The sequence below is a fragment of the Streptomyces sp. NPDC002138 genome (genome assembly GCF_040296485.1).
In the GTDB taxonomy this organism is placed as follows: Bacteria; Actinomycetota; Actinomycetes; order Streptomycetales; family Streptomycetaceae; genus Streptomyces.
Genome location: NZ_JBEOXE010000013.1, coordinates 118,389 through 137,707, shown reverse-complemented (window position 1 = coordinate 137,707; position 19,319 = coordinate 118,389). Strand labels below are relative to the sequence as shown.

Below are 19,319 nucleotides of genomic sequence, written 5' to 3'. Positions count from 1 at the left end.
GCGGCGCGTCCGGGCGCGGATAGGCTTAAAGAGGCCACTGTCGGTGGGGCGGCCGTGCGCCACCGGTCGTATTCCGGACCGGTGAGCTGCCAGGTGTGGCTGCCGGAGTGGGAATCGAGGCCCGGCCTCTCGCACGCCCGGTGAACTGGGGACGCTCCGACCAACTTCGAGCCCAGTTCGAAGTTGGTGGATAAACGGCAAGCTCAGGCTCGGATGGTCGCGGCCTCCGTGCTCGACGCCGAGGGACTGTCGGCGGAGTCGACGGACGACGTGCAACTCCACTTCATGATCCATGACCTGGCACTCGCTGCCGAGCGACAGTGACGGCTGCACGGATTCCCAGGCAGCTGCCGTCGGCCGCCCGACGTTAAACGGCAAGCATAGGCCGTGTCATCAAGGAGTCAGGTCGCGGCCGCGGTGGTGACGGCGGCGACGGTCTGGTCAACGCCCGCCCCAGCGGCGTGCGCGTCGAGAAGGATCCGGGCGACGTCGATGCCCTCGGCCCACCGGTCGGTGCCCTCCGCCTTCGTCCGCGCGATGTTCGCGGCGACGGCCTGGTGGACTCCGGCGGTCATGCGGCCCATCTGCGGCAGGACGTGCCGGGGTCGACACCGGCCTGCCGAAGCCCGACGAGCTGGCGGGTGGTCGGTGGGTTTGAGGTTCTGGCACAGATCTTGGGGAGCTGTCGCGGAGGGTTACCTCGGTGTTCGGTTGTGGAGAGCCGGTGTCGGTGTGAGGTACGCGCAGGGCACCGGGCTGACCGACCATGCACCCTGAGACCGTCTGATGGGAATCCTGGTCGACTGCGGGGACTGGATTGCCTACGCTGCGATGCGTGATCCCCACACTGTGTGTCCGCCGACTCTTCCACTCTGTGGAGGAGTACCAGGGCGTGGACGCCTTCCTCGCCGTTGTCGATCCGTGGCTGGAGGAGCATGCCGATGCCGTCCTGAAGGCCCTTGCGCCGCTGGCCGCTTTCGGCGGATGGACGCGGACCGAGTACGAGTTTGGCGATCCGCTGGAGACGGCGTACGCGCTGAGCCGGGTCAGCGACGCGCTGATCTACAAGTTCCAGCCGCTGCTTCCGCCGGGCTCTGAGATGCCTTGGGCGCACGACATCCACGAGCCTGAACGCTGGCCGCATGTCACACGTGACCAGTATCTGGCTGCCTTCGCCCGGCTCGGCATGGCCCCGATCGGTGACGTCGCGTTCGATCCGTTCTTCCACGAGGTCGTCCACGTCGCGCAGCACGAGGACCCGGGGGCGCCGGTCGAGATCACCGGGACGCTCTGGCCGGGCTTGATGTTCGGGCAGATGCTGTTCAGCCGCACTGGCATAACGGTGCGCGCTGGCGCCCGGCACCTGACGGCGGGCATCGCGGACAGGTCGCCGCTCCACAACGTCTTCATGCGCCGTTACCGGGAGACCTCCGACGGGTCGCTGAGCTGGGGCAGCAACTCGCAGTGGAAAACCGACTTCCGCCGCGACTACCTCACCGATGCCGCCTTCCACTTCGACATCGATGAGGAGCCCGACTCAGACCGGAACTTCCGCGGCGAGCCAAGGAAGTTGACTTCGGCCGAGCGATCGGACCTGGTCCGGTACCGCTGCTTGACTCGGCCCCTCCAGAATCCGGATGCCTGGCAGAGCGCCTGCCCGGGCGGGCGGCTCACCGTCTCACGGACCTGACCCAACCGGCGGTACCGCGTCGATCCAGGTGGGGAGCATGGCGCCGAGGCGGTCGGTGAGTATCTCGCCGAAGTCGCGGACGTGTCCGGCGGCCTTGTCCAGCTCGGGGCACCGGGCCAGGACCTCCTTCAGGCCCGCCCGGTCTTCCTCGGTCAGGGTCGTGGGGTGACGGGTGAGCCAGCCGGTCACCTGCCGCACCGTCGGCGGCCACAGCGGCGGGCCGGCCGGAGCCCCGCGGAGGGTGGCAACGTGGGCGCGGACCATCTGGTAGGTGACGGGCGCGTCGTCGGCAACGAGTCGCTGTGGAGGAGGGTGACGCTGGTGCATCCCTCGGTGAAGCGTTGCTCGTGCCGCGGCTGCCGTAAAGGCCACCAGCCACGTCAGTCCGCGTGCGCGGGGTGGGCGGCCGGGGAGGTCCTCGGTCCTGGGTGTGGCCGGGGGGACATCCTGGTTCCACGGAAGGCCCGGGGCCGGCTTGGTCGGTGTCTGCGGAGCCGGCGGAAGAAGTGCCGTCGTCTCGAGGCCTGAGCCGCCGGCGACGACCGCATGCAGGTACGTCCTGGCCGCGGCCGTGTCCCAGCGAGTGTCGACGTCACGGACCAGCAGCCCCGCGATGGCGGGCGCGAGCGTGCCGGCCCGCAGCATCGGCTGGGGGTCACGGGAGGCGACTGCGGCGATCATGGCGACAACATCGTCGGCGTTGTAGGCCGATCGGCCCTCGGCCGTGAAGTACAGCGTTGCGCCGAGCGACCACAGATCCGCTTTGGGCCTCGACCCGGATTCCGACAACCGTTCCGGGGTCATGTAGCCCACCGTGCCCACGACCATCCCGGTCGCGGTCAAGGGCTGCGTGGCACCGATGACGGAAGCGATCCCGAAGTCGGTCAGCACTGCCTTGCCGTCAGGACCCAGAAGTACGTTCTGTGGCTTGACATCCCGGTGCAGGATGCCTCCCGGCGTGGGCGGCTTCCAGCGCCGCGAGGATCTCCGGTCCGATCTCGGCCGTCCGCTGCGGGCTCAATGCCCCTGACGCCTCGACCTCCTGGGCCAGAGACCGCCCGGGCACCAGGCGCATGACGATCCACGGACGGCCGTCGTCCTCGATCACGTCGTACACCGGCACGATCCCCGGATGGTCCAGGCAAGCAGCGGCCCGCGCCTCGACCATCACCCGGGCCTTCTGCCGGGCACGCTCAGACTCGTTCAAACCCTCGGCGAACCGAAGCTCTTTCACGGCGACAGCACGCTTCAGCTTCCCGTCATAGCCACGCCACACGGTCCCCATTCCGCCCGACGCGATCGGCTCGCGGCCAAGGACGTAACGGCCCGGTCTAACTCCCCCTGCATGGACATGGTCATGCACGATAGCCGACCAGGAATCGCCGGGCGAGGCGCGGCCACGGAGGGGAGCCTCGTCCGTCAGCAGGCCGCCCAGAGCCGGCCCCGCGAAGTCTTTTCCGCTCCAAAGGCATCACCCGCGCTGTCCTGTCGCATTCCGGGTGGCAGAGGGCGCGGCTCTGACCTGTGGGTCTGCCAGTTGGCTTGGGAATGCGATGTGGCCTCGTTCCCGAAAGAGTTGGCCTTCGCGGATGCTCGGGCCACGGGCTGCACGGGCTGCACGGGCTGCACGGGCTGCACGGGCGACAGCGGCCCAGAGGTCGTAGACGCCGCCGCGGCCGCGCGGTAGCGGTGGCGGTCCTACACGAGCCTCGGCTCGCGGGCCCGGGTGGCGGAAATCAGCCCGGCCAGGGAGGTGCGGGTTTCCGACAGCGCGGAGATCCGGTCGTCCAGACCCTGGAGGTGTTCTTGGAGGGTCTCCAGCTTGCATCCGGCGATCGTGCCGTCCAGGCGAATGCACGGCTGCAGGTCGCGGATGACCCGCGTCGGAAGGCCGGCGTCCAGCAGCGCGCGAATGCGCCGGACCACGGCGGGGGCGCTGTCGTCGTAGCGGCGGTGGCCGCTGCCGAGGCGGTAGGACTCCAGGAGGCCCTGCTCCTCGTAGTAGCGCAGCAGCCGGACGGAGGTGCCGGTCGCGGCGGCGAGCTCGCCGATCTTCATGTGGTGCTCCTCACAACCCCTTGAACCTCACATCGGTGTGAGATCTTAGCGTGAGGGCCATGACAAACACAGATCGCCCCATAGCCCTCTACGGTTTCCTGCGACCCAGGCCGGAGCGTGCGGACGAGGTCCGGCGAATCCTCTCCTCTTTCGTGGAACCCACCCGTCACGAGCCCGGCAACCTGCAGTACCACCTCCACGAGCACGAGGACGGCCGCTTCTTCCTGTACGAGGTCTGGCGTTCTCAGGAAGACCTGGACCGGCACAACGCGACGCCCCCGCTGCGCGCCTTCCTGGAAAATCTGTCGACCTTCCTGGAGGGAGCGCCGGAGGGCTACTTCGACACCATGCTCAGCCCGTACGCCGAGGCCGAACCCGTTTCCGCCTGAGGCGGACGCCCATGGCAGGCCCTGTGCACCGAACCGGGTGGAGCAGGAGGCAAGCCCCGCGGTCGAAGCAAGATCCATGGCGAATCGGCCACCGTGGACGCGAAGGGCTGCGAGCCTTCCAACTGAAATGCGACGGGGCACGCGCGGCGACACGGTCAATAGGGCGAACGGCTGTGTGGTGACAGTTAAGGAATGCGAGGTGACATCTATCGCTGCGAGGCACACCCGCTCCGTGCGAGACGCCGCACGGGCCGGTGAGGGTGGCACCGGAGGGAGGCTGGAGAGCTGTCTGGAGGGTTGCACCAGGCGGGGGACCGCAGGTGTGAGGAGGTGGGACCCCCCGAACCCGCTGATCTTCCATCTGTGCAGGTCAGAGGCCGTGGGCAAGCCCCCTTGGGAAAGCGACACTTCTTTCCACGCGATAGCCGAGGGAAGAGGTCTATCCGTATCCCGGCGGGCAGTCGGCACCTCCGCCCTGGTGCTGACACCCGGTGGACCCTGAACTCGTTGTGGCGTCGAGCCTTCGCCCTATTCTTCCGGATTCTGCCCCGCGCGGGTCACGGAGTGCGCGACGGTCGTGGGGCGCCCGCGGCCACGCGTGCGGGGGCGGAAAGGGGTTCGGGGAATGCGGAACGAGTCGTGGACGAGGGAGCAGTTCGGAACGTCGCACGAGAGGGCCGGGTCGGGGTGCTGCTGGAGGACGGGAGCGTGCCCGAGCCGGTGTACTTCGACGGGAACTCCGCGATCGGGCATACGAGCGACTTCTGGGCCGGCTACAGCGGCCGCCCGTTCTACGGGCCCCGCGCCCAGCTGCTGCGCGCGGTGTGCGGGTGCGGCTGGACCGGCGAGCGCCATCTGCTGGACCGCGAACGGATCGGCGATATGCCCCTGTACGAGGGCGATCCGGCGCACGAGGACGCGGCGAAGTGCCGGGAGGACTGGGACCGGCACATCGCCACCGTCGAGGAATTAACGATCGCGTTCCCCAAGGAGGTCGACCACCTGCTGGCGCAGCTGACCGAGGCGCTCGACCGACTCGTGGACGAGGCACCGGCCGGGGTGTTGAAGGCCGCGAGCCGGCTGGAGATCCTCGCGCAGAGCATCGGCTACGACGCCGCCCATATCGCGGGCCGGTCGATGGACCCGGGGGAAGTCGGCGCCGCGCTGGGCATCAACGCGGACCAGGCCGAAGACCTCATCGCGCACTACCGGGGCCTGTAAGTAGCCGTTTTTCTATCGATCATGGTGGGCGTGAGTTCGAGTGTGGTTGCCCGGCCGGGTGATCTTCCGGTGGTCTGGGCATGAAGGCAGGGCCTCCCGAACAGCTCGTGGGTGTCGAATCCATCCGAGCGTCAGGAGACTCTGGTGCCGCAGTCTTTCGTGCTGTCCACCGCGCCGTCCAGCTCTTCTTCCCGGTCGTGTGACTGCCTCGCCCACATGTACGGGAACGCGGGCGATCGTCCGAGCCGGGAGCCTCGGTATCCGCTCGGACATGACGGACGCGGAATGGGCCGCGGTCCGTGCCGCACTTTCGGTGCCGGGCTGGTTGGAGGACCGGGGCGGTCAGCCGGAGGGTTATTGCCACCGGCAGATGGTTGACGCGGTCCGCTACCTGGTCGCGGGTGGTATCTCCTGGCGGTCGATGCCCGCGGACTTCCCCGCATGGGACCGCGTCTACGCCTTCTGCCGACGCTGGCGCGACAAGGGCTGGACGGCCGAGTTCCACGACCGGCTGCGGGACCGGCCGTGAAGCCGCCGGCCGCGACCCGGGGCTTCGACGTCGGCAAGAAGGTCAACGGCCGCAAGCGCCACATCGTGGTGGACACCCTCGGACTGCTCCTGGCCGTCGCGGTCACGGCGGCGTCCGTCACCGACCGGGACGCGGGACAGATACTGCTGGCCCGGCTACGCGAGAGGCACTGGCGCATCACGCTGGTCTGGGCGGATGGCGGCTACACCGGCCAACTCGTCGACTTCACCGGCAACATGCTGCGGATCGCGCTGACGGTAGTCAAACGCAGCGACGACACCACAGGCTTCGTCGTCTTGCCGAAAAGATGGCTTCTCGAGCGCACGTTCGCATGGCTGATGCACTCACGCCGCCTGGCCCGCTACTACGAAACCCGCACCGACAGCGCCGAGGCGATGATCAGGTGGTCGATGAGCATGGTCATGATCCGCCGCCTCGCCCGGCGACCGCGCTGAACATCCCCGGACGTCCTCCGCCAGCCATCCCGGCGCGGCCAGGCGTTTCACCCTCGACCGCACGCCCTCCACCTTCGCGGGCACCGGCTCCAGCCCAACCACCACCGCGAGCTGCCGACAGTCCATCGCCCCGGCACGCGATCCGCTCTCACTGGTCAGAGCAGCCACGAGTTGCCGGTAATCCGGCGCCAGCGCCGCAGCAACGAGGTTTTCCCGCCACACCGGCACCACCGAGCCGGGCACCGCACCCACAACCCGCGCCGGCCCCTCGTCGACCACCACGACCGGTGACACGTCCTGGCCTCCGCTCGGTTCCGCCAGGACCTCGGCCGTCTCACGGGTGGTCACGATCCGCTCCCACACGGCCGCTGCCTCCCGCAGCTCGGCCTGAAGGGCATCCACCCGCTGCCGAGCGGCGCGTTCACGCTCCTCCAACAGCCCCATCACCGACGGCATCCGGCACCTCCGCCGAAGAGACGACACGACATCTCGTCCCTGCCACCGAAACACCGGCCCCATCCCTGACCAGCGGAAACACACCCATCACGCTCGGAAAGACAATGGCTTCTAAGCCCACTCCGCGTCGGGCAAGCCTGAGGCAGCAAGCCCACCTGAGCACGGCTTACTCGCGGCTCGGTGACGACAACCGTCGATCTGAAGGTGATCACCTCCTTGCCGGTCTCGCTGCCCGCCGCTACGCCGTCACCGGCGACCGCCGAACCCTGTACGGCACCCTCCTCTGAGCACAGGACCCCCATTCCGCAATTCTGGAATGGGGGTCCTGTGCTGCTACCGGTTGAGCACGACTCCCAGATCAGCGAGCTGGCCGAACCCGGCTCGCCCAGGGGGTGCCCTACCGCTGCTTCCAGTCGGGGCCGCCGCCGTCCCACGTGAAGAGGGTGCCCTCGTGAGGGTCGACGTGGTCGGGGTCGAGGCCGGCCCGGCGCAGGAACTCCAAGATGTCGCGCAGATCGCTGCGCGCCCAAAGTCCGCCCCCGTCGACGCGGACGCATCGCCGGCCCTGGCCGTCGGGCGAGGCGATGACCACCCGTGGCGTGTCAGCGTCCATGCGCCCACCTGCGGGCGCGCAGCTGCTCACTCCAGCACGCGAGGGCGGTACCCGGAGGCAGTGGGTGCACGCTTCGACCCCTTCGGCCAGCACCTGGCGGGCGGCGTCGGCACTGGCGGCATTGCACCGGCTGCGGGTGTCCCAGCAGCCCCCGACGTGCACGCGCACCGGCGGGCGCCCGCTCCCGATGCGGTACTCGACCATTCAGTCCGGCGGCGGCGGAGCCGGGCGCCGCGCGGCGGCCGCCGCCTCACGCTGTTCCTCGGCGGCGATCCAGTCGCTGGTGCGCTGCAGATCGTTGACCTGCACCTTCTCCAGGCAGCGCAGGAGGCTGAGACGCGACGGCTGACTTTCGGAAACACCGTCCGGACGGCGGAGCTCCCGAGCGGAATGCCAGCGCGGTGAGCGCTACGGCAGGAGCGACGCCGCCGTGACGGGCATTCAGGGGGAGACTATCGGCCCTCACCGTTCAGCCGGACGTCAGCGAGTCCAGGCCTTGCCCAACCGAGGGCAGACGCCGCTCATTATTTCGTGATGAGTTCAAGCACGACTTTTGCACATGTTACAACCGCACCCGTCGCCCCCGGTGATTCTAGCTTCCCCTTCGTGACCGTTGGGATGATTTCAGCGATCTTCCAAGCCGCCTTTTCGGTATTTCCGCTGCTCAGGTCTGTTCCGGCGGCTGTCACCATGCTCCCCACGGTGAGAACCTTGACCACAATGCCGAGACCTCTGAGTTCTGGATGGACTGCGAAAAATGCCGCCTTAGCAGCGCTCTGCACGCATTCGGTTGTCGCTAGTGTCTTTTCCGCGATCTCCCTTTCTTTCTTCTGTCCGTCTGTCTCCTCGTTTGGCGAACCTGTGATCGAGTCGAATTGGCCGCAGAACCCGCCGCCTTGAGTCTCGGCCCAAGGTCGGTTCGCCGCCTCGCATGCGCGCTGGGCTTCGGACTTGCCGCTGGGGTCGGTGCCTTGTTGGTTGCTGGTGTCGGTCTGAGGGTGGCTGGGGTCGGTGCCTTGTTGGTTGCTGGTGTCGGTCTGAGGGTGGCTGGGGTCGGTGCCCTGTTGGTTGCTGGTGTCGGTCTGAGGGTGGCTGGGGTCGGTGCCCTGTTGGTTGCCGGTGTCGGTCTGGCTGCCGGTGTCGGAACCGCTGGTGTCGGTCCCGGACTGGTCACCGCCGGAATCGTCCTGCGTTGCCATCACTCGAGCTTGGGGAGCTGCCGCAACGATAGTTGCACCTGTTGAGAGGGAAAGTGCTGCAACCAAACATGATGCGCCGATACAAGCAGGAATTCGACGGCGTCGCTGAGTGCTGCTCATGATGGTTCCCTGTTGTAAAAACACGACTGGGAGTCCGGACTGGCCCGCAGTTTCCTCAGGAAACCTCTTTCGCTGGGGCGTGTGGACAGGAGCCAGTCCCCATACACGCCATCCTTCACCTCGTAGCCGCCGATGGCAAAGGAAGCAAGCCGCCGAATTTCACTGAACGTTCAACTGTGACGAATAGCAGCTTCTGCTCGCGGTTGGCCGCCTGCAACTGCGCCGCGGGCTATCGGGCGTGGCGGACGTGCGGGTCTCCAAGGTCCTCCCGCGTGTCGTAGGTCGGTCGGTGCTGCGGGGTGGGCCGCCCGGGCCGATGGGGCGCCAGCTGCCGCGCCGTGGGTCGGCCGGTGGTTCATTCCCGCGTGGTCGGGGGCGAGGTGCGGGCCGTGCGCTGCCAGGGGGCGGGCCGACCGGTGGGGCCTACCGTGTGGGGTGCGGTGAGTGGTGGCAGATGTCTCGGAGGGCCTACGCGGCTTGGCTCGTACAGCCAAGCAAAGCGCTCAGCGGGGTGGCCCAGCCCGGAAAGCTGGCTACCGGGTGAACTACTGCGGCTGGGTCGACTGGAACGACCCCGACGACGCCGGCCAGTACTACTTCCGGCTCGACAGCCGTGATCCACGGTGGCTATCTGGCTGTCGATTACGTGAAAATCGACTGGTAACGACCACGCTCGCAAGAAGGGGTGTCCCGGCGGTCTCAGCGCCGGGACACCCTCCCACCCATGGTCCCACGACATGCCGCCCCCGCTCGGCCGAGGGGCGGCGGATTGCGCGTCGCACAGATGGCTCCGGTATTCGATGACATCACCTTCAGATACGGCAGGCGGACACCGGTGTTCAGCGGGTTCTCACTGACCGTCGCCGCGCCCGCGACGGTCCTCTTAGGACCGAACGGAGCGGGCAAGTCCACCCTGATGGGCCTTGCCGCCTCCCAGCTGACCCCAACGGACGGGGCGCTCAGTTTCAACCGGCTGCGCCCTGAGGGCCGCAAGCAGGCCGCGTACCGCAAGAGCGTCGCTCACCTCGTCGAAGAACTGTCCCCGACGGTCCAGGTGCTCGTCTCGACACACCAGACGGAAGACCTCGCCGCGCTCTACGCCCAGGTGATTGTCCTGGACCAGGGCACGGTGCGTTTCCACGGTAGCCCCGCCGAGTTCCAGGCTCTCGCCCCGGAGGCAACCGGGGACCGGGAGCGGGCGGAGACCGCGTACGCGCGGCTCGTCGGGCAGGAGATCTGAACGATGCTGACCGGCACACTCCTCCGCTCATCCTCCGTCACCGTCATGGCCGTCCTGCTGGCCGCGTTCATCGGGCTGCTGTTGAACGACACACTGACCAGCTTCGTGACCCACGGGTACGGTCCCTCGGCGCTCGGGAAGGCCTCCATGGCACTGCCGTTCGCCGCCGCCGCGTGCGCCGGCAGCGCTGCATGGGAAGCCGCCCGGCTCAGGCGCGGACGTGTCCTGGACCAGGCCCCTGTCCGTGGCCGACTGACGATCGCCCTCCCCGTCCTCGTCCCGGTCTGGACGATGGGCGTCGTCGGCCTCGGCATAGCCCTGGCCATCTCTGCCACCGCCGTCGGCGCCCTGCCCCCGTTCTCACACCTGGGCATGGCGGCCGCACTGGGACCCCTGCTCGCGGCCACCACGCTGGCCGGTTATGTCCTGGGCTCGCTCCTGCCCGGCATCGCTGCCGCCCCGATCGCCCTCCTCGCGGGCTTCTTCTTCACCGCGTTTCCCGCCTCCTGGGAATCGGCCTGGCCGCGCCAGCTCGTCGCGGGCGGCTTCGGCAGCTGCTGCTCAATCGGCAGCGTCATCGACCCGACAGCTGTCTGGGCTGCGGTCCTGTTCGCGGGCGGGGTGTGCGGCGCCGCCCTGATCCTCATTCACCGCAGGTCAGCGCGTCACGCGGTACTCGCACTTGTCCTTCTTGCCGCGGGCGCCGCGGGGGCTGTCGCCCTGGCCAAGCCGCTCGGCTACGAACCCGTCATCGCCCGCGACACCTCCGAACTGGTCTGCGACGCCAAGGCCCGGCCGCGCATCTGCCTGTGGCCCGAGGTCGCCGACGACGCCACGGTCATCCAGCGGACCCGCACGTACGCCACCCGCATCACCGAGGCAGGGCTGCCGGTACCCGCCACCCTCACCCAGAACCGCAAAGCGGCACCCGCCGCCGACACTGCCGTCTTCGGCATCAATGAGAACCCCCGCGCCGACGACCTCGCCGCCAACCTGGCCAGCACCGCTCTCCCCGCGCTCCCGGCCTGTGCCCGCACCACCGGAAAGTTCGCCGCCTACCCGGCCCGCGCCCCGCTGATGGCCTGGATCATCGCCATCGCCACCCACAACCCACCGAACCCCGGACGCACCAACCCCCAGGAAACGGCCCTCGTACGCAAAGTCCTCGACCAGCCCCACCAGACACAGCTGGCCTGGTACGAAATGAACCGCCAGGCGCTGACCACCTGCGACCAGCCCCCGCACCTCGACATCCCCGGGGCCGCCCGGTGATCTGGTGGCTCCGCTCCCGCTCCGTAGCCGTCCTCACCGCCTGCACCCTGCTGACGGCCCTCGCCGGCCTGGCCATCGGGAACATCGAACTCCCGGTCCCCGTACTGACCGGCCAAGCGGGCCAGTTCGTCCTGGCACAGCTGGTCACGGTCCTGCCCGCCGTCATGTGGCTCAGCGGCACAGGCCGCGCCGGATCACCGATGGAGGCCACCGCGGTACGGCCCGTTCACCGCTGGGACACCACCCTCGCCGCAACCCTGACCGCAGTGGTCCTGGCCATCTCCGCGGTCGCGCACCTCGCGGGCAGCTCCGGCATCGCCGCCTCGGTCGGCCGCAACACGGCCGTCTACTTCGGCATCGCGCTGATCCTCAATCCCCTCACAGGTCACCGCGTCGCCGCACCACTCACCGCTGCCTTCCCACTCGTCTGCGCGGCCGCGGGCTGGCGCACCACAGGCGGAGCCGAACCGTGGGCACTGGTCCTCCACGAACCCAACTCCGCCCCCGCCCTCGTCGCCACCGCCGCCGTCCTGACCACAGGCTGCGCCCTCAGCGCGCTCCGGCCGCCCGGAACCGGCCTCCTGCCGCGCGGGACCCCATGGCGGTAGCAAGCCCTCGTCCGCACGGTGCGCAACCGGACAGGGACGTCGCGAGACCGTTGCCTCGCCGCCCCCCCGGGGCCGACTGCCCCGGTGGTCGTACGGCCGGCCCGGGCTGCCCGCGTCCGGGCCGGTCAGGTCGGGTTGGCCGCTTCCCGGGCCTGGCGGATGTTCGCGGGGAGTCGGCCGCGGCGGGACCTGGCATCCGTTGGCGGTGGCCCAGGCAGGGATGGTCTCCGTGTCCACAGGTTCCCTGGCCGGGACCGGCAGGGGTTCGTACGGGAGGGGGACCGACGAGGTGAAGGCGGGCAGGGTGGCCAGGAGAAGGTGTCGGAGACCGGATTCACGCCAGGAAGTCCTCGATCAGCTCGGCCGGGTTGGCGGCTTTGGCCCTGCCCCGCTCCCAGTTCCCGTAGGCGCGGTCGCTGATGGAGAGGCGCACGGCAACCTGGTACTGGCTCAGGTCGAGGTGGTCCCGCCGTCCTTTGAGAAAGTCCTGCAGGCGGTTGGCCCGCATCTCCGCGGCCAAAGTGTCGCCGGCCGCCTCGCGGTCGGCTTCCTGAAGAAAGCCCGTGTGCATTGCGTTTCCCCCTTACCGGTGCGGCTCAGCCCTCGGCCCGTGGGCGACTGCTGCTGGGTACCCCCGTTGCTCAGCAGCAGTCGCCGATCCGTGTCGCAAGCAGACACGGGACTCCCGACAGACCACCTGGTCCGGTGGGAGACTACCTGGTCTGTTCTCGTCATCTGACTCCAGTTGACGAGAACACCCTACCCAGGGCTTGCGGGAGAGGCTGAATCCCACTCCTCACCCACCTTGACCTGGCTCAAGTGCCCGCTTGGAGACTCGACGTCACCGAGAAGACTCGATCACTTATCAGAGTGATGTCCCTTTTGCTCAGAAATCTTTCTGACCTACAGCGGACCAGTCGGTCTGTTCGGATGGCGCTAATTCTGGGACCCTGGTTGCGCATGCGTCAAGCGGAATCGACCACGGATGCGCGATGGGGGTCAGTTGCTCCTTGTGTGACCTGACGGGGCGGACCGCGGGAGCACGCGACCGCGCCTGGCCTCGACTTGGGCGAGCCGCCTGCCCTCTCGGGGGAACCCTTTTGGCCGGCGCCCCCTCGCCGTCCGTGGGCGCCCGGAAGCCGCCGCCCGGGGTGCCACCGTGGCCTTGACTCGACGAAACGCCCACCGCCGGGTGCTGAAGCAGCATGAGGAAATCTCGATGAGCCGTAAGTGGTGCAATTCCGGCAAACAAGACACAGGCCGTCATCGGTGAGCTGATCGAGGCTTACGCGGTCTGCTCCGGTTGTGAGAGTCTCGCTGTCGGCTTGAAGATCACGAGTGAGCTCATCAGGGCAGAGCCTCGCCCTGACGGGTGCGGGGGAGTCTCACGTGGGTGGGAAGTCATCGGAGACTGATCAGCCCCCCAGGGGACGAGAGAAGGGTTGAAACAAGTGCCCGAGGCGCACGAGCAGTCCAGACGGCAGTCGGACCGCGCCAAATGGACATACGGAAAGATTCTCGATGCCGCCGGCCAGGTATTCGAAAGAAATGGATACGAGGGAGCGTCGGTCAACGAGATCATCCGAGTTGCAGGCGTGACCAAGGGTGCCTTCTACTTTCACTTCCGGTCGAAGAAGGACCTCGCGGTAGCCATCCTCGAATCAACCCTTCAAGTCGACGGCCTTGTCCCGCAGGAAATCAAGCTGCAAGAGGTGGTGGACACCGGTTTGATCCTGAGCCACAAGATCTCCCGGGACCCAAAAATAATGGCCGCACTGCGCCTGTCGCTGACCCATGAGGCGCGGGATGTGTACGGAACTCCCTGGCCCGATTGGATCAAGTTCAACACCACCCAGCTGAACGAAGCCAAACAGCGAGGGGAGGTCGGCTTCGACGTGAACACGGCCGACCAGGCGCACCAGATCGCCGGTACTTGGTCAGGCCTCGTCATGACAGGGCACTCCATTTACGGGCACCTCAATGGCCTCGAGGAACGGGTTGCGACGATGTACGAGAATCTCATGATCGTGATCGCGCATCCGCGGATTCTCAGGCAAATCGACTGCTCTCCCACTCGAGGCCGGGATCTCTATCAGCTCTTCCTCGACCAGCGACCCTGAGAGCCTGCGACCTGTCCCTGACGTACGCGTGAGCCCAAGGCGTTTTGTGCTGTCCGTTCCCAAAAGCGGCAATGCTCCGGCTCCCACGGGCGCGGCGCGCCGCAGACCGGTGTGGGGAAGCTCTCTTTTTTGCGTGAACGTTCAATGGTGAGGGTAGGCAGCGCTGACCACCACTGTTTGATCTTGCAAGAAAGAGTTGCCTTGAACCTTTCCATGGCTGCTGTCGGCGTCGACCGGCGGGCGTTGACGGCTGTTTTTTCCCGGCTGCGATCAGAGGCAGGGCAATCGGATCCATTGCCCGCCTATCGACAACTCGCGAAAATGGGGGAGATCATCCCGGCGCCGTGGGGCGGATATATTGTCACGTCCTATGCTCTCTGCGACCAGATCCTTCGAGACAAGGCCTGGAGCGTTCCCGACAGCGATTGGCGGAGAAGGCACTCGGACCGATGGAATTCGCCCGCCTCCCAGCAGATGGCCGCATCCCTGCCGATGCTCAACCCACCCCAGCACACGAGGGAACGCCGGTCTCTGGGGAGCCTCTTCCCCCACAGCTCGCTCGCACTCCTCGGTCCGTCCGTAGAGCGAGCCGTCGACCGGCTGCTCACCAATTTCACGGAAGAACTGCGCCACGGGCCGGCGGATTTCCACACACTCGTCAGCGAAGAACTGCCCGTCATCACCATCGGCGAGTGGATGGGGATACCCGCCACCGACTACGGGCTACTGCGTACCCTCACGCATGATCAGGTTTTCGCGCAGGAGCTGTTCCCCACGCCGAGCCAGCTGGCCCTCTCCGATAGCGCCACGATGCAACTGCGGACCTACTTCGGCGAGTTGATACGTGAGCGCCGAAAGAGACCTGGGAGCGACCCGGTTTCAGCGTGGCTTCGGACCTGGGACGCGCTCGAACCTGACAGGCACCGCGCAGATAAAGCCGTTCACGCTCTCGCGCTCTTCATGATTCTCGCGGCCCTGGAGACGACCTCGCACGTCCTGTCCACGGCGGTGCGCCTGCTCCTCGAAAACCCCGAGCATCTGGAATCACTGCGCCGCGACCCCGAACTCATCCCGGACGCCATCGACGAAGTACTGCGCTACGACGCCCCCATCCACATGATCAGCCGTGTGGCCTCGACGGATACCCAGCTCGGAGAAGCCCTCGTGCCGGCCGGTCAGATGGTGCAGCTCATGGTGGGGGCCGCACATCACGACCCCGCCCGCTACCCCGAGCCCCATCGCTTCAGCCCCAGTCGCAGAGCGTGCCACCTGGCCTTCGGAGCAGGAATCCATTACTGCGCAGGCAACGCCTTGGCCCGGCTGGAAGCGGTCACCCTGATCACCCGCCTCCTCGGTCGCTCCATACGCCCGCGCCTGAGCGAGCCCCCGCAGTGGGCGCCCCGGGTGGCCTTCCGGCGGATCACCTCCATGCACCTCACCCTCACCTGACCACCCACGCAAGAAACGGAAGACGTCCCCATGCTCATGGACTTCAAGGCCCTCAAGGTGACCGACGAGGGCCCCATCCTCAGGGTCCAGCTCAACCGGCCCGAGACAGGCAACGCCATCGACGGCCAGATGCTCAGCGAACTGCTGGTGGTCCTGCGCGCCCTGGAGGACGACAAGACGGTCCGCGTGATGGTGCTGTCCGGCGCGGGAGATCATTTCTGCCAGGGAGGTGACCGCACGGAGTTCCCTGCACTGCTGGAGAACGACTCATCGGGCTCCGCGCTCAGGTCCCTCGCCGACAAGGCCCAGCGGGTGTGCGCGACGCTCTCGCAATTGAAACTGGTGACCATCGCCCGTCTCCACGGCGATGTCATAGGCGCGGGCCTCGGCCTCGCGGTCTTCTGCGATCTGCGCGTCGGAGCAGACACCTGCCGATTCCGGATGCCGGAGGTCGGCCTCGGCGTCCCGCCCGCGTGGGGCGGTGTCCTGCCCCGTCTCGCGGAAGAGGCGGGACAGGCCTGGGTTCGCCGGCTCCTGCTCACCGCCGAGCCGTTCGACGCCTCCAGGGCGGAGCAACTGTCCATCCTGCATGAGGTGGTGCCAGCAGACGACCTCGACACGTGGGTCGCGCGCTGGGCCAACCCGATCAGCCGTCGTGACCTGACGACCATACAGATCACCAAGAGCATGCTGAACGCGCGCGCAGGCGCAACTCAGCTCGCGGTCGCCTCGTACTTCGACGAAGAGTTGCTGACGGCTGCGATCGCACGGCGGGCGTTGCAGCGGCGGTAACTGCCGGCAGGTGGGAAACGAGGAGGGCTGTCCGCGATCGGTATCGGTATCGGTATCGCTACAGGTACCAACCACGATGGCTCTGTTCCAGGCAAGCGTGGTCCGGCCCCCAGTGGTGCCGACTGCCGGGCGTCCTCCGGCGGCTCACGAGTCGCCAGGTCCCGCTCGGGAGCACACGTGAAGGGCCTGCTGGCGCGCTCGTTGTTGACCACGCGGCACTCTGGTCGGCCCTCGCGACTGCCCCGGACCGCTCCCGCCCGTCTGCTGCGAGTGCTGCGGCCTCCTGGCGCGCATGGAGGGGACGGCGGACACGCCGCACGCATGCCGTCGGTCTGGGGTCTGAGGCTGGTAAGAGACGAGCAGAGCAGAACAAATCGGCTGATTCCTCAAGCTGGCGCGGCCCTGTACGTCGCTTCGGATGGCCGCTGGGTTTGGGATGAAGCGGAGTCCGCTCAGCTTGTCCCTTCTTCACGGCTCCCGAACGACGTCTCGAACTGAGTCGCTCCTGAGGATTCGCCGGACATGAGGGCGGCCTCCGCTGCCCCCATGCCGACGCGGTCATCGAGTCCCCGAGAAGGTACGGCTCGCCGTGCCCTTACCAACTCCCTTGCAGGGTCCTACCTTTGGTTCATGGAAACTCGGCATCCCGGCCCGCTGGCGGGAGTGGTGGCACCCGTGACAGACGGATGGCGGCTGCTGTTCGTGCCCAGCCGGGCCCGCGAGCTGGCCGTCGCGCTCGGCTCGAGCCTCATGGTCCCGCCGGTGGTCGCAGCCCCACTTCTGCTGGGCTTCCTCGTGGCCGCCGTGATCTCGGGGAGCTCACTCGCCTGGGGCGCTTTCTGGGTCCTCCTGGCACTCACGGCCGTTGCGGTGATTCTGCTCGCCGTGGCCATGGTGTTCGTGACGGTCTCCGTGACGGTGCGGTGGGTCGAGCTCCGCCCCCTGGGAACTCCGGCCCAGGTCGTGATCGCCCGCTTTCTCCGTTCGTCGACGATGGCGATGACTGATCTGCAGCGAGTCGTCGTCGTCGAGCGGCTCAGTCTGGGGCAGCGAAAGTCGATCAAGGTGGTGTTGCACACCCGCGGTGAGAGGGTGGAGTGCGAACCGGCGACGACCGCACCGCTCGCACGGGTCGACGCGCAGGCGCTGACCGCCTGGTTGACCGAGCAACTCGGCCCGGCCCAGGTGGCGGTGGAGCGTCAGACGGAGGTCAAGCGGGACTTCGTGCGTCCGGACGAGTGGTGGACCCCGTCCCACACCGCCGAGGTGTGGCAGGTACCCGTTGGCGAGGTCGACCGCATAGCCGCCCGGCGCGGCGTCGAAGGCTACGGGTACACGCCCCGGGCATCCGCGATGTACAGCCCTGGCACTTCGGCCACCGTCTACGACCCGGCCCGGGCCTACGAGGTCGCCGAAGAGCTCCGCGCGGAACGAGCCGCGGCCCGGGCCGCCGACGGCACGGTAGCCCCCGGCCCGGCCGAGGACGACGCGACGGACTCCAGCTGACTCGGTCGGACCGGTCCTGACCGGGCCCGGACACCACGCCCCATGAGCGGGCGGATGGCATCGCCTGCGTGGTGGCGAAGCCCGGCGGAGCTCGGGGGCTGGCAGGTCCGGCCCGGTGGCCAGGGGCTTCAGCTGCCCGGCGGCGAGCAGCGCGCCGATCTCGCTGGCGGCGGAGGCCGGCGAGGCGACCAGGCCGCGCCGGTGGGGTGCCGCGCCTTCGACCAGGTAGGCGGTGACGCCGGTGCACTCGCCCCGAGCCGGTCCCCGATGTGGCCGAAGGCCATCGCGCCGAGCGGGCGCATCAGGTAGGCAGGGCCGCCACCAGAATGGAGGACCGGGGCAGGAGGGCTATCGCCTGAGCGGGCGGTGCGGGTGCGAGGGATTCCATGATGTGCCGTGCGGGAGGGCGGTAGCGCGGACCTGGGCGGTTGCGCGGGAGGAGGAGGCGACTGTCTGCCTCACGGCGCCGGTACGGCGCCGATCTGCTGCATGAGCCCGAGGAGATCGGGCTGACCCCGCTCTTTGACGATGCGTCCATCGGCCAGGTAGTAGAAGTTCATGGCCTGGACCGCGATCTTGTTGCCGGTGGCAGGGATGCCGAAGAACTCGCCTTCGTGAGTGCCGCGCATGGTGAACCGTGCGGCCACCGTGCTGCCTTCGGTGATGCTCTCCTCCAGCGTCCACCGGACGTCGGGGAATGCGCTGCGCATCATCGCGATGATCTCCAGGTAGCCCTCGGGGCCCCGCAGCGGTTCAGCGTGACTGGGTGCGTGGAACACCGCGTCCGGGGCGATGACCTCCCGGGCAAGGTCCTCGTCGGCTGTGTTGATGAACTCGACGAAGCGCTTCATTACTGATTCAACGGATTCCGGTGACATTTCCCTCTGCCTCTCTGCCTGCCTGGTGGTGTTCGAAGCGAACGGCAGGACCCTGACGACAGTAACATCGAATCGATGTGTCCCTCGATTCGATGTTGACCTCGTTTCGATGTGTCATGCTGGAGGAATGCTGGAACTCTCCATACTCGGCTTCCTGGCCGCAGGCCCCCTTCCCGGACACGAGCTGCGCCGCCGCATCACCCACCTCACCGGATACAGCCGACCGGTCAGCGACGGCACCCTCTACCCGGCGATCACCCGCCTGACCAAGGCCGGACTGATCGAGCGGCGGCCCGCGCCGGAAGCCGGAGGCGGCCGGTATGTGCTGAACCTGACCGACACGGGCCGCGAGGACATGCTCCGGCGGCTGCGCGAGCCGGCCGAGCACGAACTCACCGACTTCCCCCGCTGGTTCACGATCCTGGCCTTCCTCTCCCTGCTCCCGGACGTGGCCGACCAGCACGCGGTGCTCAGGCGTCGGCTCGCCTTCCTGGAGGAATCGGCGAGCTTCTTCTACGACGGAGAGACGCCGCTGCGCGCCGAGGAGGTCGCAGACCCCTACCGGCGCGGCATGCTGCTCACCGCCCGCGCCACCAGCCAGGCCGAACGAACCTGGATCCGCGAGTCCCTCGGCCAGGACACCCCCGAGCCCGGCCCCACGCGCGACCCACACGTCTCCTCCCCGCTCGACGCATCGGCGAGCTGACAGACAACGAAAGGCGCC

At 67.9% G+C, this 19,319-nt stretch carries 21 protein-coding genes; 13 read left to right on the top strand and 8 right to left on the bottom strand.

What is annotated here, in order from left to right; genetic code table 11:
- Nucleotides 1–401: 401 nt before the first annotated feature.
- A complete protein-coding gene (locus ABT084_RS11755) occupies nt 402–575 on the bottom strand; it encodes a hypothetical protein (protein WP_351041184.1) in 174 nt (57 codons plus the stop codon).
- Between the two features lie 317 nt (nt 576–892).
- Here ABT084_RS11755 and ABT084_RS11750 point away from each other — a divergent pair, with 317 nt between their 5' ends.
- Nucleotides 893–1,690, top strand: a complete 798-nt coding sequence (locus ABT084_RS11750; RefSeq protein WP_351041181.1) for a hypothetical protein — start codon at nt 893–895, stop codon at nt 1,688–1,690.
- On the opposite strand, the gene ABT084_RS11745 is transcribed toward ABT084_RS11750, so the two are convergent.
- The 3 genes from ABT084_RS11745 to ABT084_RS11735 all read right to left on the bottom strand — a co-directional run bounded on the left by ABT084_RS11745 (nt 1,679) and on the right by ABT084_RS11735 (nt 3,748).
- Nucleotides 1,679–2,581, bottom strand: a complete 903-nt coding sequence (locus ABT084_RS11745; protein ID WP_351041179.1) for a protein kinase domain-containing protein — start codon at nt 2,579–2,581, stop codon at nt 1,679–1,681. The two genes, ABT084_RS11750 and ABT084_RS11745, sit on opposite strands and share 12 nt — an antisense overlap.
- 10 nt (nt 2,582–2,591) lie before the next feature.
- On the bottom strand, nt 2,592–3,053 hold the full coding sequence (locus ABT084_RS11740) for a protein kinase domain-containing protein (RefSeq protein ID WP_351041177.1): 462 nt from the start codon (nt 3,051–3,053) through the stop codon (nt 2,592–2,594).
- 335 nt (nt 3,054–3,388) lie between these two features.
- The gene (locus ABT084_RS11735) at nt 3,389–3,748 is read right to left on the bottom strand and encodes a MerR family transcriptional regulator (protein ID WP_351041175.1); all 360 of its coding nucleotides are present in this window, start codon (nt 3,746–3,748) and stop codon (nt 3,389–3,391) included.
- Between the two features lie 59 nt (nt 3,749–3,807).
- Here ABT084_RS11735 and ABT084_RS11730 point away from each other — a divergent pair, with 59 nt between their 5' ends.
- The 4 genes from ABT084_RS11730 (at nt 3,808) to ABT084_RS11715 (ending at nt 6,342) form a co-directional block, all read left to right on the top strand.
- Nucleotides 3,808–4,137, top strand: coding sequence for a putative quinol monooxygenase (locus ABT084_RS11730; protein WP_351041172.1), 330 nt, complete (start codon nt 3,808–3,810; stop codon nt 4,135–4,137).
- 639 nt (nt 4,138–4,776) lie between these two features.
- On the top strand, nt 4,777–5,358 hold the full coding sequence (locus tag ABT084_RS11725; RefSeq protein ID WP_351041169.1) for a hypothetical protein: 582 nt from the start codon (nt 4,777–4,779) through the stop codon (nt 5,356–5,358).
- Nucleotides 5,359–5,629: 271 nt separating this feature from the next.
- Nucleotides 5,630–5,887, top strand: a complete 258-nt coding sequence (locus ABT084_RS11720; RefSeq protein WP_351041167.1) for a transposase — start codon at nt 5,630–5,632, stop codon at nt 5,885–5,887.
- On the top strand, nt 5,800–6,342 hold the full coding sequence (locus tag ABT084_RS11715) for a transposase (RefSeq protein WP_351041164.1): 543 nt from the start codon (nt 5,800–5,802) through the stop codon (nt 6,340–6,342). The genes ABT084_RS11720 and ABT084_RS11715 overlap by 88 nt, the downstream gene beginning before the upstream one ends.
- 853 nt (nt 6,343–7,195) lie before the next feature.
- Here ABT084_RS11715 and ABT084_RS38020 read toward each other — a convergent pair.
- On the bottom strand, nt 7,196–7,615 hold the full coding sequence (locus ABT084_RS38020; RefSeq protein WP_502968899.1) for a DUF6233 domain-containing protein: 420 nt from the start codon (nt 7,613–7,615) through the stop codon (nt 7,196–7,198).
- A 320-nt stretch (nt 7,616–7,935) separates the two neighbouring features.
- Nucleotides 7,936–8,610, bottom strand: a complete 675-nt coding sequence (locus tag ABT084_RS11700) for a hypothetical protein (RefSeq protein WP_351041161.1) — start codon at nt 8,608–8,610, stop codon at nt 7,936–7,938.
- An 889-nt stretch (nt 8,611–9,499) separates the two neighbouring features.
- On the opposite strand from ABT084_RS11700, the gene ABT084_RS11695 reads away from it, so the two are divergent.
- From ABT084_RS11695 to ABT084_RS11685, 3 genes are read left to right on the top strand one after another with little or no spacing between them, the layout of a single operon-like run.
- The gene (locus ABT084_RS11695; RefSeq protein WP_351041159.1) at nt 9,500–9,970 is read left to right on the top strand and encodes an ATP-binding cassette domain-containing protein; all 471 of its coding nucleotides are present in this window, start codon (nt 9,500–9,502) and stop codon (nt 9,968–9,970) included.
- Between the two features lie 3 nt (nt 9,971–9,973).
- Nucleotides 9,974–11,242, top strand: a complete 1,269-nt coding sequence (locus ABT084_RS11690) for a DUF7224 domain-containing protein (protein ID WP_351041157.1) — start codon at nt 9,974–9,976, stop codon at nt 11,240–11,242.
- Nucleotides 11,239–11,850, top strand: coding sequence for a hypothetical protein (locus ABT084_RS11685; protein WP_351041154.1), 612 nt, complete (start codon nt 11,239–11,241; stop codon nt 11,848–11,850). The genes ABT084_RS11690 and ABT084_RS11685 overlap by 4 nt, the downstream gene beginning before the upstream one ends.
- Nucleotides 11,851–12,184: 334 nt before the next feature.
- Here the strand turns inward: ABT084_RS11685 and ABT084_RS11680 are convergent, their stop codons facing one another.
- The gene (locus ABT084_RS11680; RefSeq protein WP_351041151.1) at nt 12,185–12,421 is read right to left on the bottom strand and encodes a helix-turn-helix domain-containing protein; all 237 of its coding nucleotides are present in this window, start codon (nt 12,419–12,421) and stop codon (nt 12,185–12,187) included.
- Nucleotides 12,422–13,301: 880 nt separating this feature from the next.
- Between ABT084_RS11680 and ABT084_RS11675 the strand changes: the two genes are divergently transcribed.
- The 4 genes from ABT084_RS11675 (at nt 13,302) to ABT084_RS11660 (ending at nt 17,717) form a co-directional block, all read left to right on the top strand.
- On the top strand, nt 13,302–13,970 hold the full coding sequence (locus tag ABT084_RS11675) for a TetR family transcriptional regulator (RefSeq protein ID WP_351041148.1): 669 nt from the start codon (nt 13,302–13,304) through the stop codon (nt 13,968–13,970).
- Between the two features lie 201 nt (nt 13,971–14,171).
- Nucleotides 14,172–15,419: a cytochrome P450 gene (locus ABT084_RS11670; protein WP_351041145.1), complete on the top strand. Its 1,248-nt coding sequence runs from the start codon at nt 14,172–14,174 to the stop codon at nt 15,417–15,419.
- A 30-nt stretch (nt 15,420–15,449) separates the two neighbouring features.
- Complete coding sequence (locus ABT084_RS11665; protein WP_351041143.1) at nt 15,450–16,211, top strand: enoyl-CoA hydratase/isomerase family protein; 762 nt, start codon at nt 15,450–15,452, stop codon at nt 16,209–16,211.
- A 675-nt stretch (nt 16,212–16,886) separates the two neighbouring features.
- Entirely contained in the window at nt 16,887–17,717 is an 831-nt protein-coding gene (locus ABT084_RS11660; protein WP_351041140.1) for a hypothetical protein, read from the top strand.
- A 458-nt stretch (nt 17,718–18,175) separates the two neighbouring features.
- Here ABT084_RS11660 and ABT084_RS11655 read toward each other — a convergent pair whose 3' ends face one another.
- A complete protein-coding gene (locus ABT084_RS11655) occupies nt 18,176–18,568 on the bottom strand; it encodes an ester cyclase (RefSeq protein ID WP_232648458.1) in 393 nt (130 codons plus the stop codon).
- A gap of 154 nt (nt 18,569–18,722) precedes the next feature.
- On the opposite strand from ABT084_RS11655, the gene ABT084_RS11650 reads away from it, so the two are divergent.
- Nucleotides 18,723–19,301 (top strand): PadR family transcriptional regulator, encoded by a 579-nt coding sequence (locus ABT084_RS11650; protein WP_351041137.1) that lies wholly within the window; start codon nt 18,723–18,725, stop codon nt 19,299–19,301.
- The last annotated feature ends 18 nt before the right edge of the window (nt 19,302–19,319 follow it).